Genomic DNA, 15,256 nt, shown 5'->3' on the forward strand with positions numbered 1-15,256 from the left:
AAGGGTGTGTAACCTATCTGAGCAGTGGTCGTTAGGACCCAGGAGGCTTCGCCTAGTCTGGTCTATGGCGCCGCACTGCTAATGCGGTTGGGGGTAACCCCCCCTCCCGGGTTCAAATCCCGGAGCCTCCGCTGGTGCCTGTTTCGGCAGGTGCTAGGTTAACAACTGAACACGCGCCCGTAGCTCAGCTGGATAGAGCATCTGACTACGGATCAGAAGGTCAGGGGTTCGAATCCCTTCGGGCGCACTGTCTGGTCGAGACAGTAAACAACGGGCTGGGTGCTTTTCGCACCCGGCCCGTTGTGCATTTACGGCTTCTTGAGCTGATCCAGCACCGCGCGGGTCTGCGCTTGTGCGATCGACGACAGGTCGTCCATCTTCAGCGGCGCCTCGCCAGGCGCCCGGTGGACGGCGACCTGGATCTCCACCGTCACGTTGCTGTCCTCCACTCCCACGATGTAGCTCGCGCCCGGGCCCGGTTCCGTGGTGCTGCCCGCGCGCCAGTAGTTCCGCGTGCCGAGTCCAGCGATCGTGCCGGAGGTCCAGCCTTGTGCCGGCTTGGTGTTCCACTGCTCGTACGCCGGTGGCCGGTCCGCCGAGGCGAACTCGGCGCGGACGGCGATTCCCGCCTCGTTGGTAGCGACGCCGTCGGTCGCGGAGGTGCTCGTGTAGCGGAGGCTGCAGCTCAGGTCGCCGCCGTAGCCCTCGCTTGGCTGGCCTTCCCGGTGGACCGGCGGGATCGGGGTGGTGGACCATTTCGCCAGCGGTTTCGGGTCCAGCAGGGCGCAGGCGTCGGAGATCCCGCTCATCGAGTACTTGCCCGGTGGCGCGGCGGGAGAGGCGCTGGTGGACGGGGCCGCGCTCGAGGCGGCCGGGACGGGAACGGGGGCGGGGTCGGCTTGGGACGAACCGCCGCTGAGGGACAGGCCGATCGCGATTCCGGCGCCGAGAACCACGACCAGGCCGAGCACGCCGGCCACGATCCATCCGGTCTTGGGGCCAGGGGGTCCGGGCGGCCGGGGCGGGTTCCATCCCGGGAACGGTTGCCCGGCAACGGGATCGGGGCGCGCGCCCTGCGGATCGGTCATCTGCGGCTAGTTCCCTTTCAACCCGTTCAACACCTTCCGGGCCTGTGCTTCGGCGATCGGCTGGACCTCGGTGCGGTGCATCTGCGCGACCTCCCGGGTACGGCTGAAATTGAGCCGGACGCGGACCGAGACGTTGGCGTCCACCGCGCAGAGGACGTAGCGCGTGTTCGCGACCAGATCGCCGTAGACCTCGGAGTGCCAGAAGCCCTCGGTGCCGACTCCGGTGATGGAACCGGAAGCTTTGCCCTCGCCGGTTTTCGCGAGGGTGCCGCGTTTCCAGTTCGAATAGGAGGACGGCGCGGTGCCCTCGGTGAAATCGACGTCGAGGAGGATTTCGGCGGTGTTCAGGGTGTCGCTGCCGGTATAGCGCATCTCGCAGTTCAGGCTGCCGGCGTCGTGCTCGCTCGGGCGGACTTCCTCGTGCTTGGGCGGGCCCTTCGGCGTGGGCGACCACTTCTGCAGCGGAGCGGGATCGACGAGATCGCAGGCGTTGCCGACGTGATCCATCGAATAGCCCGGCGCGGCGACCGGCTTCGGCGGCGGATCGGACGGCTGCCCGGCCACGACGCCGACGGCGATCCCGGCCCCCAGCACGACCACCAGCGCGGCGACTCCGCCGATGATCCAGCCGGTCCGGCGGGGTTTCGCAGGAGGCGGGTGTCCGTAACCGGCAGCGGGGAACGGATTCGTCGGCGGCTCGTCGCGCCTGTAGTCGGTCATCCCCCGCAGCCCTCCACCCGGCGAACCGGGCACCGGGACCTGGCTCCGCCCGACTATATCCTTCCGCTTCCGCCGAGACGAGCCGCTGATCACGCTGGTCCGGGGCCTGATGCAACGCTGTCGAGGCGACCGGGGACATGGGGTTGTGACGACAGTTTCGGATCAGGGGCGGGGGTGGGGGATGCCGGCCGAGCACGGTGCCGACGTCCCGGACGTCCCCGGCGGCGACCAGGAGCTGTGGTCGCGAGCCGCGGCGGGCGACGTCGCGGCGTTCGGGGCGCTGTTCGACCGGCATGCCGGCGCGGTGTGGAACTACGCCTACCGATTGACGGGCTCCTGGGCCACCGCCGAGGACCTGGCCTCGCTGACCTTCCTGACCGCGTGGCGGCGGCTCGGCGAGGTGACGTTGGTCAACGACAGCGCGCGGCCGTGGCTGTACACCGTGACCGCCAACCTGGCCCGCCGGGAACAGCGCCGCCTCGGCCGGTTCGCGGCCGTGCTGACGCGGTTGCCGCGCAACAACGTCGTGCGCGATCACGCTGAGGACGTGGCCGGTCAGATCGACGCGGATCGACAGCTGAAGGTCGTGCTGAATGCGGTAGCGAAGCTGCGTCGGGCCGAACGGCGGGCTGTCGAGCTTTGTCTGCTGGGCGGTTTGTCGACCGCGGAGGCGTCCGCGGTGCTCGGGATCGCCGAACCGAGCGTGCGGGCGCGGATTTCCCGGGCTCGCGGCCGGTTGCGCGAGCTGCTGCGGGATACCGACGCACGGGTGGGAGAGGAGTTCTGATGGCCGACGATCTCAACCTGCCGCCCGACCGGCAGATGCCTGATCTCCTGAAGGAATCCATGTGGAACCGGCTCGTTCCGGAACTGCGCGGCCGGCGGCGCCGGAGGCCGGGCCTGCCGCTGGCGGTCGCCGCGGGAGTCGGCGCGCTGGCCTTGGGCGCGACGCTGGTGTTCTCGCCGGTGCACGACGCCAGTTCGGACTTGACGCGGCTTCCGGCCGGTGCCAAGCCGGACGCCGGGGACGCGCGACTGTTCAAGTCCTGTCTCGACAGTGCTCCTTCGTTCGGAGTCACGCTGCCTGATCGGGACACTTGGCGCGCGACGCTCAAGGTCGATCAGGACGCGCAGCGGGGTTACCTCGTCATCCGCAACGCCTCGCTAGCGGCGGTCTGCATTCTCTACCGCAGCCAGGCTTCCGTCGGTTACGACCGGAACTCCGGCCTGATGGTCACCGACACCAGGAACTGGACCCACGGGCGAGAGGGTTACGCCTCGCTCAGCGCCACCCGCCCGATCTGCGGTTTCACCAGCATCGTCAATCCCTACGAGCCGAGCGTCGTGTTCGGGGTCGCCGGCCCCGACGTGGCCAAAGTGGAGCTGTACGGGCCGGACGATTTATTGATTCCCGCCCTTCTGAACGACGGCACTTTCGTCGTGAAATTCGTGGAGGGCAGTTCTCCGCGCGATGATTACAGCCGGAAATTCCGCGTGACCATGCGCGATGGGCAAGTTCACGACTTTCCGGGGAGATAGCACCGGATAGATCGTCTCACTAAGACTGCTGCAGGGGAAATGTAATAATGGCACTGGGTTTGACGACGCCTAGATCCGGTCAGGAGCAGCCGCTTTCCGTCCGAAGACGGGTGGATTGGCTCCTGCTCGGAGTGGCGGCCGCGTCGGCATTGTTCTTTGTCGTAGCGCACGGTCAGCTGATCGACGACACCTACATCACCTTGAGTTACGCGCGCAATCTCGCGTTCCACGGAAATTGGGGATTGCTGGCCGACAGCACCTCGAATACGGCGACCTCGCCGTTGAACGTGCTTTCCCTGGCAGCGCTGACGTTCATGCTGCGGGACGCGGTGCTCGCCGCGGGCGTGTTGTACGTGGCCTGTCAGGTGCTGCTGGTGCTGGCGCTGCGGAGGATGGGCGTGGCCGCCGGACTGCCTCGCTGGTTTCCGGTCCTCGCGACCGCCGCGTTGACGGTGAACCCGCTGCTGGTGTCGTCGATCGGGATGGAAGTCGAACTCGGTGCGGCCGGACTCGCCTGGCTGCTGGTGTTTTCGGTGCAACGGCGGCCGTTCGCGTTCGGTCTGGTGGCCGGTGCGCTGACCTTGGTCCGGGTCGATCTGGCGCTCTTCGCGGTCGTGATTTTCCTGGTACGGCGGCGATTCTGGGTCGATGGCCTGCGCAGTGTGCAGGGCGCGGCGCTGGTCGCGGTGCCGTGGTTCGCATTCAGCTGGGTCGTTTTGGGAGCCGCCGTTCCGGACACGCTCGTCATCAAGACCTTGCAGGGCGCGCGACAGGCCTGGGGGAAATGGGAATTCGGCAACGGCGTCGGACTGTACTGGCTGAACATGCCGGGGCAGACGGTGCTCGCGTTCTTGTGCGTCGGATTGGCGGCGTTGGCCGGGGTGCGCTGGCTGGCCCTGGCGTTGCGCGGCAACGCGGCCAGCCGCAGGCTGCTCCCGTTCGCGGCGCTCGCGCTGGCTGGAGCGGGGCACAGTCTGGCGTACGTTCAGCTGAAAGTGCCGCCATACCACTGGTATTACGGCCCCGGAATCGTCGCGGCGACACTGTTCGTCTGCGCGGTCGTGGCTGGCTCCGCCAACCGGATCGAGCGCGCGGCCGGGGCGGCTGTCGTCGTTGCGTTGGTCGGTGCCAGTGCGGTCGGCTATGCCGGGGACGGTCTGCCGCGCGACTTCGCCCCGTTCACGTCGAACTACACCACGAGCGCGCAGTACGCCGAGATCGGCCGTGAAGTGGGCAGGCTGGCGGCCGGGAGAACGGTGGCGAGCGCCGACGAGATCGGTGTGCTGGCCTACACCTGTGACTGCGCGATCATCGACGTCTTCTCCGACCGCGGCCGCATGCCCGAGGCGATCGACGAACTGGAGACCCGGGCCGGACGTCTGTCGCGTGGATTGCTGCGGGTGAACTTCGCGTTCTTCGACTACACCGTGCGGCCGCGCAAACTCGACCTCGCGTTGCGGCGGGTTTGGGGACCGCCGCCGCGGGATTACCTTGCCCACTGGACGATTTCCGCGCCGCTCTACGGGCGTGCTGAGTTGTACCTGGTCAATGCACAGTAGACGCTGGCAGAAATGGATCGCGACAGTCGGCGACACCTCGGCAGGCAGCACTGGCCGCTAGCGCGATGGGCTGTGCGGAACACCACGGTATCAGCGGCGAAGAGTACGGAGTGGACTTCACCGCGCCGTTGACGGTCGCGCAGTTGCATCAGTTGCCGGTCTGACAGCTGCCGCGGCCCGGGAGAGCGCACGAGGACCTGCGGAAGTGGTGAGACACCTCCCGTTCACCTGCCCTGCTTAAGGTCGGCGGCATGTTGCGGGACGTGCGGGAGTACATCGATCGGCTCGAGATCGACGGGCATTCGGTCGGCGAGGATCACGACGACGATCCGGTGTTGATCGACGCGTTCGGCAAGGCTGTCGACACCTGGCGGGAGAACTATCCGTACGACGAGCGCATGCCGCGCGAGGAGTACGACGAGACCAAATATCTGCTGCAGGTCGAACTGCTCAAGCTGCAGAACTGGATCAGCGAGACCGGCAGCAGGCATGTCATTCTCTTCGAGGGCCGCGACGCCGCGGGCAAGGGCGGCACCATCAAGCGGTTCATGGAGCACCTCAACCCGCGCCACGCTCGCACGGTCGCGCTCGCCAAGCCCAGCGACCGGGAAGCGCACCAGTGGTATTTCCAGCGCTACGTCCAGCATTTGCCGACCGCGGGCGAGATGGTGTTGTTCGACCGGTCCTGGTACAACCGGGCCGGGGTCGAGCAGGTGATGGGGTTTTGCTCGCCTGAGCAGTACGAGCAGTTCATGCACCAGGTGCCGCTGTTCGAGGAAATGCTGGTGGAGAGCGGGATCACGGTCACGAAATTCTGGTTCTCGGTGACCCAGGCCGAACAGCGGACCCGGTTCATCATCCGGCAGGTCGATCCGGTGCGGCAGTGGAAACTGTCCCCGATGGACCTGCTGTCGCTCGACAAATGGGACGACTACACCGCGGCCAAGGAAGCGATGTTCCTTCGCACGGACAATGATCTCGCGCCGTGGATCACGATCAAGAGCAACGACAAGAAGCGTGCCCGGATCAACGCGATGCGCTACTTCCTGTCCCGCTTCGAGTACGAGGGCAAGGACGAAATCATGGTCGGGCAACCGGATCCGCTGATCGTGAAGCGCGGGCGGGACGCGGTCGGCGACTGAACCCGGTCAGTCCAGCACGTCCGGTTCCTGTTCGACGATCAGGTCCTCCAGCAAACGGAAGTTGTTGCGTGCCATGTTCGCGCTGCCGAACTGGCGGGCGGCGAGCGCGGCTTCCTCGGCGGTCATGACGCGAGGCGTGCCCGCGGCTTCGGCGAGGAGTTGCATCTGGCAGGCGCGTTCCATCGTGATGAACCACCACGCTGCCTCGCCGACGCTCCGTCCGACGGTCAGCAATCCGTGGTGGCGAAGGATCGCGGCGCGTTTCGACCCGAGTCGCGCGGCGATGCGCACGCCTTCGTCGCGTTCCAGGACCAGGCCTTTGTACTCGTCGAAAAGCACGTGATTTTCGTAGAAGGCACAGGATTCCTGGACAATCGGGTCCAGCGGACGGTTCAGCGCCGACCAGGCGCGGCCGTGGATCGTGTGTGCGTGCGCGACGGCGACGACGTCCTCGCGTGCCTCATGGATGGTCGAGTGGATGGCGAACGCGGCCTTGTTCGTGCGCCGCGTTCCGTCGACCACTTTCCCGTTCTCGTCAAGGAGAAGCAGGTCGCTGACCTTGATCCGGGAGAAGTGCACCGCGTAGGGATTGACCCAGAACCGGTTCGGGAATTCCGGGTCGCGCGCGGTGAGGTGCCCGGCGATCCCCTCGTCGTAGCCGTACCGGGCGAACAGCCGGAAGGCGACGGCGAGCTGACGTTTGCGGTGCGCGCGTTCGGCGGCGACGGAATCCAGGCGTTCGGGCAGGGTGTCGAGGTCGAGTTCGGCTACCGGGGCGTCGGTCATCAGCATCTCCCAATGTTGCCTGTGTGGCAAACAGGGTGCCTCGGAGGCACAATGGGAGTCAAGCGATGACGACGAGGACTTCCGCGTCCGGCGCGCCGCGCAGGGTGTGGTCGGTGCTGCCGGGGAACTGCGCGGAGTCGCCGGCGGCCAGGAGGTGGGTTTCGCCGGCCAGGGTCAGTTCGAGGTGACCGCTGACGACGTGCAGCCACTCTTCGCCGCGGTGCTGGGTCGGCCGCTGCGGGACGGACTTGCCCCGCAGCGTCACGAGCGTCGCCTCAAGAGCGGACGACGGCGGGGACAAGTGGGTCATGGAAGCGCCGCGAGTGCCGTACGTGACGGCGTCCTCGCGCTTGACGATCGGCGAGGGGCGTTCCTCGGCAGCGACGAGATCGGCGATGCTGACGTCCAGCGCCCGCGCGAGAACCACCAGCGTGCCGAGGCTGGGCACGCGCTGTCCGCTTTCGACCCGGGACAGATAGCCCGGCGTGAGGTCCGCGGCGGCGGCGACCTTGTCCAAGGTGAGGCCGCGTTCCAGGCGAAGCTCACGCAATCGTCGCGTGATCCGTTGCTCGGCTTCTTCCGCCTCCTGGCTCATCCCCACACTGTAAGCGGCTCAGCCCTCGAGGAACTCCAGCCGGTTGCCGACCGGGTCGAAGGCATGGAACCGCCGCCTGCCGGGGATTTCCGCGGGGTCGGCCCACGTCACAGACCGACCGGAGGCTTCGATCGCGGCGGCAGTGGCGTCCACGTCGACCACGAAAGCCGGGTGTGCCTTGAGCGCCGGACGGAAATCGGCCTCGACGCCGATGTGCAGTTCGCCGTCCGGCCCGCCGACGCCGGGCACCTGGAACCAGCAACCGCCGCGGGCGGCCAGCAGCGGCGGTTTCGGCAGTTCGGGCCAGCCGAGCACGCCGGTGTAGAACGCGCGTTCGTCGTCCTCCGCTCCCGCTGGGCAGGCGACCTGCACGTGGTGAATCATGCCTCGAAACCTACGCCAGCTCAGCGGGTTTCGGCTCCGGGAAGGCGTAGAACCGCACGGCCAGATCGCGCGCCTCGTCGGACGGTCCGGGTTTGCGGGCGGCGTAGCGGTGTATCAGTTCCAGGTACTCCGCTTCGAACTCCTTCAGGTCCTTGTAGCTCAGCCGGATGCCGGCGCGGCTCCCGGCGGTCCAGCCGTCGAAGGTGTCGCGGCGCTCGGCCGCCCAGGCCACCAAGCGCACTTCGTGGTCGTACTTCGCGTCGAGGTAGGCGGCCAGCTTCGGCCGGTCTTCTTCGGGGTAGTCCTCCAGCTTCGCCTCGTTCGTGCTCTGCGGGACGGAGTGCCAGCGACCGTCGCGGGTGCGTCGGGTGTATCCGGCGTGGGTCAGGGTGAGCAGAGCGGCCGGAACGTCGATCGAGGGGAGCTGCGCGCGCAGTTCGGCCGAGGTGGCGGGCAGCAGGCGGAGCAACCGCTGGTAGTTCGGGTTCGTGCGCACCGTGATGTCGTTCATGGTCAGCGGCCGCGGTCGCGCGTTGCCGGCGAGCAGAGCGCGCGCCCGCAGCATCAGGAACACCGCGATCGGCACTTCCGCGAGCAGTGCGGTGCCGAGACTGGCCCACTGGTCGGGACCGCCCCAGTCGAGGACGACGTCGAACCAGGCGTCGCAGCACAACAGCGCGGCGGTCGCGGCCAGCATCGGCACCGAGGCGCGGCTGCGGCGCATCCCGAGCAGCACAGACGCGGCGAAACACAGCAGCAGGACGACGTCGAAGCCGACCCAGGCGACTCGCCACTGGCTCGTGTCGAAGTGCTCGGGCAGGGTCAGCCCGAGGTAGACGGTCCACGGCACCAGGAACACCGCGATACCGGCGAGGATGGCGAGAAGCACGCGTCGGAACACTCGATCGACGCTAGCCGTGCCGGAGCGCGGCAACATCCGGGATGATCCCGGAGATCGACCCCGAGACCCGCCGCGAATCGTCTACTGTGGACGGTCGGCGGCGAGGGCCTGCCAGTGGTCGGCCTCGGCGGTCGCGCCGCGGGCGCGCAGCATCCGGGTCAGGCTCAGCATGCCCTGGACGTCGCCGGTTTCCGCGGCGACCCGGAAGCAGCGCTCGGCCTGTGCCAGGTCGCTGCGGGCCTCGGCGAGATGTCCCAGATTGGTGAGCGCGGGGATGCTGCCGTGCTCAGCGGCCTTGCGGTACCAGGCCGCGGCCTCGCCGTCGTCGCGGCGATTGCGGGCGAGGACGCCGAGGTTCGTCATCGCTGCCGCGTCGCCCGCCTCGGCGGCTTCGAGGTACCAGGCCTCCGCCTCTTCGAGATCGCCCCGGCGATGCAGCAGCAGTCCCAGCCGCACCTTCGCCTCGACGTGCCCGCCCTTCGCACCGCGCCGGAACCATCGCTCGGCGTCGCCCTCCCGGTTGGCCCGTTCCGCTTCCCGGCCCAGCAAGCAGGTCGCGGAGAGTTCGCCCGCGTCCGCCGCGGCTCGCCACCAGTGCGCCATTTCCTCGGGCGCGCCGAGTTCGCGCAGGACGGCGCCGAGGTCCAGCATCGCGGTCGTGTCGCCGTCCTCGGCGGCGGCGCGGCACCAGCCCTCGGCGTCGGAGTACCGGCCGTCTTGGACCAGCAGATGGCCCAGCAGTCCAGCCGCCTCCGTCGCGCCGGCTTGGAACGCGGCGGCGTACCAGTGTTCGGCGTCGCCGAGGCGGCCCTGGTTTTCGCAGGTACGGGCGTATCCGAGCATCCCGTGCGGCTCGCCGGCCTGCGCGGCTTCGTGGTACCAGCGGGCGGCCTCGTCGTCGGCCCCGCGTTCGGCCAGCAGGTGGGCCAGCGCGGTCATGGCGATCCGGTCGCCGCCGGAGGCGGCCCGCCGGTACCACTCCTCGGCCTCCGCCGAGTCGCCGCGTTCGCGCAGGTCAGCAGCGACCCGCGTCATCGCTACGACGTTGCCGCCCTCCGCCGCTTTCCGGCGCAGGTAGTCGTCGACGCGTGTGTTCCACTTCCGCAGCCGCCCGGGCATCTCGCACCCGCTCCTTTCCGGCTCCCCACTGAAGTCAATCGTTTCGCAAGGCGCGCGCGTGACACCTTCGCGAGCGTTATCCACCCCCGCTGATCTGGGCTTTTTCGTTGGCGGGCAACAACTGGCCCGACGTGGTCCTTGCCACGGCTCGAGCGCTGCCGAGAGTGTCTGCGCGATTACCGGCCCGGTGACAGGCATACTCCGGCTCCCCGAAGTCCCCGCTCGAGAGGATCCCGCGCACCATGGCCCGGCCGTTCCCCACCAAGCGCACCGTGCTGCTCGCGGTCGTGCTGCTCATCGCTGTCGTCGGGTTTTGGTACGGCCAGCGCGAAGTCGGCGACACCCAGTCCGAGGCGGCGCCCGCGTCCGCCGCGGACGCGACCAAGCAGTTGTCCGAGCTGAAGATCGGCGCACGCGGCACCATGACCGGCTATTCGCGCGACAAGTTCAAGCACTGGGACAGCCAGGGCGACAACTGCGACACCCGCGAGGCCGTCCTCAAGCGCGCGGGCAAGGACGTCAAGGCGGGCAGCGACTGCAAGCCGACCTCGGGCACCTGGCTCAGCGTGTACGACGGTCAGACCTGGACCAAGGCGACCCAGCTCGACATCGACCACATGGTCCCGCTCGGCCAGGCCTGGGTGAGCGGCGCGCGCGACTGGACCCAGGAGAAGCGCGAGCAGTTCGCGAACGACCTCACCCGGCCGCAGTTGTTCGCGGTGACGGCGAGTGTGAACCGGCAGAAGAGCGACAAGGCTCCGGACGAGTGGAAGCCGCCGCTGGTGTCGTTCTGGTGCACCTACGCGACCGACTGGGTCACGGTGAAGCACTACTACGGGCTGACGATCACCGACCTGGAGAAGAACGCGCTGCAGGACATGCTGAAGCGCTGCCCGGCGTCGTGAGTGTTTGTGCCGGTTCTAACCGGCACAAACACTCACGACCCATGACAAGCTGGGCCGCATGGCGACTTTCGCACTGATCCACGGGGGCGGCGGCAGCGGCTGGGACTGGCACCTGGTCGCCGTGCGGCTCAAGGCGGCCGGCCACGAGGCCGTGGCCCCGGACCTGCCGATCGAGAACCCGCGGGCCACGTTGGCCGAGTTCACCGACACCGTGGTGGCGGCGATCGGCGACGCACAGGACGTCGTCGTGGTCGGCCATTCCTACGGCGGGTTCACCGCGCCGCTCGTGGCGGAGCGGGTGGGCGCGCGGCTGCTCGTGTTCGTCGCCGGGATGGTGCCCGCGCCCGGGGAGGCTCCAGGGGAGTGGTGGGGCAACGTCGGCTTCGAATCGGCCGAGGGGCTGAGTGCCACCGAGCAGTTCATGGCGGACGTTCCGGCTGAGCTGGCTGAGGAGAACGAGCGCCGTGGCCGCGAACCGAACAGCGCCGAGTACAGCGTGCCGTGGCCGGGTGAGCGGTTGCCGGACATGCCGACGAAGGTCCTGCTGTTCCGGGACGACCGGTTCTTCGCCGCGGATCTGCTGCGCCGGGTCGCGCGGGAGCGGCTGGGGGTGGACGCGGACGAGATGGCCGGGTCGCATCTCGCGCTGCTGAGCCGTCCGGACGAATTGGCTGACCGCCTAATGGCGTATTACGCGACGGTGGCTGGCTGACCAGGCGCTGTCCCAGTTGCGACATGTCACAACCGCGACACCGCGAGCTAGTGACGTGAACCCCGGCTCGCCCCGAATCTTGTGCGATGACGTGGAGATCACGAGCCATCACTCTCGGCTGCACGGGCGCACTGGTCGCGGCACTCGGCCACGCGGCACCCGCGGCCGCCGAGCCCGCGAGCGGTTCACCGGCGCCTGGTCCCGGTGAGCGGCACACGGTCACCTTGCTCACCGGTGACGTCGTGCAAGTCGAAAGCGTCCAAGGCGGCAGGCAGATCGCGACGGTCCGGCCGGGCAAGGGGCGGGAGAACATCCGCTTCACCCAGTCCGAAGTGGACGGAAAGCTGCAGGTCATCCCGGCCGACGCGGTGTCGCTCGTGGCGGATGACCGCCTCGACAAAGCCCTGTTCAACGTCACCGACCTGATCGCGCAGGGCTACGCCGACGAGTCGAGCCCCACGGTGCCGATGATCGCGCACTACGCGAAGGGTGTCTCGATCGCGTCCGCGCCGGCGCTCGCCGCCACCACGCAGGGCGCTGAACTGCCCAGCGTGAACGGCCGCGCGGTGCGGGAGGACAAGAAGCGCGCTGGCGAGTTCTGGCAGTCCTTCACCGGTCCGCACGCGGCTTCCGGTGCGGTGGAACGGATTACGCTGGACCGCAAGGTGCACGCGTCGCTCGACCGCAGTGTCCCGCAGATCGGGGCGCCGGAGGCGTGGGCGGCCGGATTCGACGGATCCGGTGTCGCGGTGGCCGTGCTCGACACCGGCTACGACCCCAACCACCCGGACCTCGCGGGCAAGGTCGCCAAGTCGGCCAACTTCTCGACCAGCCCGGACGTCGTCGACCGGTTCGGCCACGGCACGCACGTCGCGGCGACCATCGCGGGCAGCGGCGCGGCTGCGGGCGGCACGCGCAAGGGCGCGGCTCCCGGCGCGAAGCTGTACGTCGGCAAGGTGCTCGGCGACGACGGCACGGCCTCGTCTTCCGAAGTCCTGCAAGGGATGGAGTGGGCCGCGAACTCCGGTGCCAAGGTCATCAACATGAGCCTCGGCGGCGGCGCGACCGACGGCACCGACGACCTCAGCGTCGGCCTCAACGAACTCACCGCCCGCACGGGCGCGCTGTTCGTGGTCGCCGCGGGCAACGACGGCCAGAACGGCGCGTCGACCATCGGCACGCCGGGCACCGCGGACTCCGCGCTGACTGTCGGCGCGGTGGACCGCAAGGACGAACTGGCACCGTTCTCCAGCATGGGGCCGCGTCTCGGAGACCAGGCCGTGAAGCCGGACATCACCGCGCCTGGCGTGGGAATCGTCGCGGCGCGTGCGGCAGGCACTTCGCTCGGCGAGGTGGTGGACCAGTACTACACCGCGGCGTCCGGCACGTCGATGGCTACTCCGCATGTCGCTGGTGCGGCGGCGATCCTGGCGCAGCGGTATCCACAATGGACTGCTCAGCAGCTCAAGGACGGTTTGGCCAGTACGTCGAAGCCTTCGGCGGGACTGAACGCGTTCCAGCAGGGCGGCGGACGAGTGGACGTCGCGGCCGCGGCGGTGCACCCCGGTGTCTTCGCGACCGGTACGCTGAACCTCGGCCCGGTCACCAACGACAGCGGTCCGGTGCGCAAGGAAATCACCTACACCAACACGACTTCCGCGCCGGTCACCATCACCCCGAAGCTTGACCTGCGCCGTGGTGACGGTGGCACGCCGGGCGACGCGGTGAGGCTCGACAAGTCCACTGTGGAGGTTCCGGCCAACGGGACCGCGACGGTGGTGATCACCGTCGATTCGGCCGCGCTGGTGCCCGGCAACTACACCGGCAGCGTTCTCGTCGGCGCGGTGCACACGACGGTCGGCCTGGTGAAGGAGCCGCCGAAGCACAAGGTGTCCATCAGCGGCATCGGGCGCGACGGCAAGGCGTACCCGATGGATCTCCAACTCTTCGGCGACGACATGCGGTACGACATCGTCCGGACCATCCAGAGCGACCATCCGTTCGTCACCGAACTTCCCGAGGGCACCTACTACGCACGCGGGATGTTCCACACCGGACTCGCGCCGGACGAGGAACTCGCGATCGTGCTCAACCCCGAGTTCTCCATCACCAAGGACACGAACCTGGTGCTGGACGCGCGGAACGCGATCCCGGTGCAGATCAAGACGCCGCGGCCGTCGACGCTGGAAAACATCATCAGCAGCTACGCGCACCGCGAATTCGGCTCGCGCAAGATCTCGAACTACGTCATGGAATTCCCCGGCGTGCGGCACATCTACGTGACGCCGACGCAGAAGGTGAAGAACGGAACGTTCGAATTCGGCACCCGGTGGCAGCTCACCGCGCCGATGCTGACCGCGACCACGTTGCCGTGGGTCGGGGTCAAGACCGAACTGTTCTACTATGCGTTGTCTCCGGCGATTTCCGGGTTCAAGTGGCTCGGCGTCGTCCCGGTCGACGGCGACAAACCAGAGCAATTCGCCAAGGCGCGCGGGAAAATCGCACTGGTGACCCCCGCGAAGGACGGCACCAATCCGGATGCCGCGGCCAAGCAGGCGGCCGCCGCGGGCGCCGCGATGGCGATGGTCGTCAGCCTTCCCGACGAGCACACGTACGCACACTGGCAGCCGCGCGGAAACCGCCTGCCGATTCCCACCGTGCGGATCACGAACGAACAGGGCATGAAACTGGCTGACCGCGCCAAATTCGGTTTCACGAGCCTGTTCCTCCAGGGCACGCCGGTGAGCCCGTACCTGTACGACATCATGCAGGTGACGCACGACCAGATCCCGCAGAAGATCGTCTACCAGGTCAGCGAACGCAACAGCGCGACGGTCACCGCGAATTACCACGTGACCGGCAAGGACGAATGGCTTTCCGAACAGCGGTTCGGCTGGCGGCCGTGGGAAAAGACCGCGATCAACCAGTATCAGCGGTACGCGCACACCGGAACGGCTCGCGAGGAAATCGTTTCGACCGACGAGACGATCTGGCAGCACCGGGTGAACAACAAGCTCAGCTGGGACACGTTCCAGCCGCTGGCGGTCGGCATGCTCGAACAGCCGCACACGTTCAGCCCTGGCCAGCGAGCGACGGAGAACTGGTACGCCCCAGTGGTCCGCCCGGCGATCCCGCGCGGAGCCGGACTGGAAAACTCGCGCATCGGCGACACGTTCGCCTTCCGCATCCCGGAGTTCGCCGACCCGGAAACCTCGCACTACGCGTTCTCGGAAGCGGAATTGGGCGACGATCAACCGGACCAGGTGAGCGCGAAGCTTTACCAGGACGGAAAACTCGTCAAGGAAGGCCCGGTGGCGTGGGGCAAGTTCCCCGCTTCGGCGGACCCGGCGAAGTACCGGCTCGACCTGTCGCTGACCAAGTCCACTCCGGATTGGGCCTACGGTACGCACACCGAAACGTCGTGGACCTTCGGGTCGAAGCGGCCCGCCGAAGGCAAAACTGACCTGCTTCCGTTGCTGCAGGTGGATTACGGCGTGCAGACCGACCTGACGCAGAAGGCGCGCGCCGGGCGTTCGCTTCCGGTCGAGTTCACCGTCCGCAACCAGGACGGCATGGCCGCGCCGAAGAATCCGCAGCTGACCGTCGAAGTGTCCTATGACGACGGTCGCACGTGGACGAAGGTCAAGCGGATGGACGGCATCGGCGGCGGCCGCTTCCGCGCCGTGGTCGACCAGCCGCGGCTGGACCGCACCAACGGATTCGTCGCACTGCGCGTGCACGGCTCCGATGGTGACGGGAACGCGGTGCAGCAGACCGTGCTCCGCGCCTACGGGCTCTCCTGAGAA

General features: G+C 68.1%; 14 protein-coding genes and 2 tRNA genes. 9 read left to right on the top strand and 7 right to left on the bottom strand.

What is annotated here, in order from left to right; translation table 11 throughout:
• Positions 1-41 precede the first annotated feature (41 nt).
• Both L3Q65_RS37520 and L3Q65_RS37525 read left to right on the top strand, forming a co-directional pair.
• Positions 42-131, top strand: a tRNA-Ser gene (locus tag L3Q65_RS37520).
• A 42-nt stretch (positions 132-173) separates the two neighbouring features.
• Positions 174-247 (top strand) — tRNA-Arg (locus tag L3Q65_RS37525).
• Positions 248-308: 61 nt separating this feature from the next.
• Here L3Q65_RS37525 and L3Q65_RS37530 read toward each other — a convergent pair.
• Positions 309-1,088, bottom strand: a complete 780-nt coding sequence (locus L3Q65_RS37530; protein WP_237597781.1) for a hypothetical protein — start codon at positions 1,086-1,088, stop codon at positions 309-311.
• Between the two features lie 6 nt (positions 1,089-1,094).
• Positions 1,095-1,808, bottom strand: a complete 714-nt coding sequence (locus L3Q65_RS37535; RefSeq protein WP_182893738.1) for a hypothetical protein — start codon at positions 1,806-1,808, stop codon at positions 1,095-1,097.
• Positions 1,809-1,989: 181 nt separating this feature from the next.
• Here L3Q65_RS37535 and L3Q65_RS37540 point away from each other — a divergent pair, with 181 nt between their 5' ends.
• The 4 genes from L3Q65_RS37540 to ppk2 all read left to right on the top strand — a co-directional run bounded on the left by L3Q65_RS37540 (position 1,990) and on the right by ppk2 (position 6,048).
• Positions 1,990-2,595, top strand: a complete 606-nt coding sequence (locus L3Q65_RS37540; RefSeq protein WP_237597782.1) for an RNA polymerase sigma factor — start codon at positions 1,990-1,992, stop codon at positions 2,593-2,595.
• The gene (locus L3Q65_RS37545) at positions 2,595-3,347 is read left to right on the top strand and encodes a hypothetical protein (protein ID WP_237597783.1); all 753 of its coding nucleotides are present in this window, start codon (positions 2,595-2,597) and stop codon (positions 3,345-3,347) included. Before L3Q65_RS37540 ends, L3Q65_RS37545 begins: the two co-directional genes overlap by 1 nt.
• 47 nt (positions 3,348-3,394) lie before the next feature.
• Complete coding sequence (locus tag L3Q65_RS37550; protein WP_237597784.1) at positions 3,395-4,906, top strand: DUF2029 domain-containing protein; 1,512 nt, start codon at positions 3,395-3,397, stop codon at positions 4,904-4,906.
• 251 nt (positions 4,907-5,157) lie between these two features.
• Positions 5,158-6,048: a polyphosphate kinase 2 gene (gene ppk2 / locus L3Q65_RS37555; RefSeq protein ID WP_237597785.1), complete on the top strand. Its 891-nt coding sequence runs from the start codon at positions 5,158-5,160 to the stop codon at positions 6,046-6,048.
• Between the two features lie 6 nt (positions 6,049-6,054).
• Here ppk2 and L3Q65_RS37560 read toward each other — a convergent pair whose 3' ends face one another.
• The 5 genes from L3Q65_RS37560 to L3Q65_RS37580 all read right to left on the bottom strand — a co-directional run bounded on the left by L3Q65_RS37560 (position 6,055) and on the right by L3Q65_RS37580 (position 9,833).
• Positions 6,055-6,834: a class II aldolase/adducin family protein gene (locus tag L3Q65_RS37560; protein WP_182893742.1), complete on the bottom strand. Its 780-nt coding sequence runs from the start codon at positions 6,832-6,834 to the stop codon at positions 6,055-6,057.
• Between the two features lie 58 nt (positions 6,835-6,892).
• A complete protein-coding gene (locus tag L3Q65_RS37565; protein ID WP_237597786.1) occupies positions 6,893-7,429 on the bottom strand; it encodes a helix-turn-helix domain-containing protein in 537 nt (178 codons plus the stop codon).
• Between the two features lie 18 nt (positions 7,430-7,447).
• Positions 7,448-7,813, bottom strand: a complete 366-nt coding sequence (locus tag L3Q65_RS37570) for a VOC family protein (RefSeq protein WP_182893744.1) — start codon at positions 7,811-7,813, stop codon at positions 7,448-7,450.
• Between the two features lie 10 nt (positions 7,814-7,823).
• Positions 7,824-8,714 (bottom strand): hypothetical protein, encoded by an 891-nt coding sequence (locus L3Q65_RS37575; protein ID WP_237597787.1) that lies wholly within the window; start codon positions 8,712-8,714, stop codon positions 7,824-7,826.
• Positions 8,715-8,795: 81 nt separating this feature from the next.
• Positions 8,796-9,833, bottom strand: coding sequence for a tetratricopeptide repeat protein (locus tag L3Q65_RS37580; RefSeq protein ID WP_237597788.1), 1,038 nt, complete (start codon positions 9,831-9,833; stop codon positions 8,796-8,798).
• A gap of 242 nt (positions 9,834-10,075) precedes the next feature.
• Between L3Q65_RS37580 and L3Q65_RS37585 the strand changes: the two genes are divergently transcribed.
• The 3 genes from L3Q65_RS37585 to L3Q65_RS37595 all read left to right on the top strand — a co-directional run bounded on the left by L3Q65_RS37585 (position 10,076) and on the right by L3Q65_RS37595 (position 15,253).
• Complete coding sequence (locus L3Q65_RS37585; RefSeq protein WP_182893747.1) at positions 10,076-10,738, top strand: HNH endonuclease family protein; 663 nt, start codon at positions 10,076-10,078, stop codon at positions 10,736-10,738.
• Between the two features lie 58 nt (positions 10,739-10,796).
• Positions 10,797-11,450, top strand: a complete 654-nt coding sequence (locus tag L3Q65_RS37590) for an alpha/beta fold hydrolase (RefSeq protein WP_237597789.1) — start codon at positions 10,797-10,799, stop codon at positions 11,448-11,450.
• An 86-nt stretch (positions 11,451-11,536) separates the two neighbouring features.
• A complete protein-coding gene (locus L3Q65_RS37595; RefSeq protein WP_237597790.1) occupies positions 11,537-15,253 on the top strand; it encodes a S8 family serine peptidase in 3,717 nt (1,238 codons plus the stop codon).
• Positions 15,254-15,256 lie beyond the last annotated feature (3 nt).

Origin of the sequence: Amycolatopsis sp. FU40, from assembly GCF_021903635.1 — a bacterium.
Taxonomy (GTDB): Bacteria; Actinomycetota; Actinomycetes; order Mycobacteriales; family Pseudonocardiaceae; genus Amycolatopsis; species Amycolatopsis dendrobii.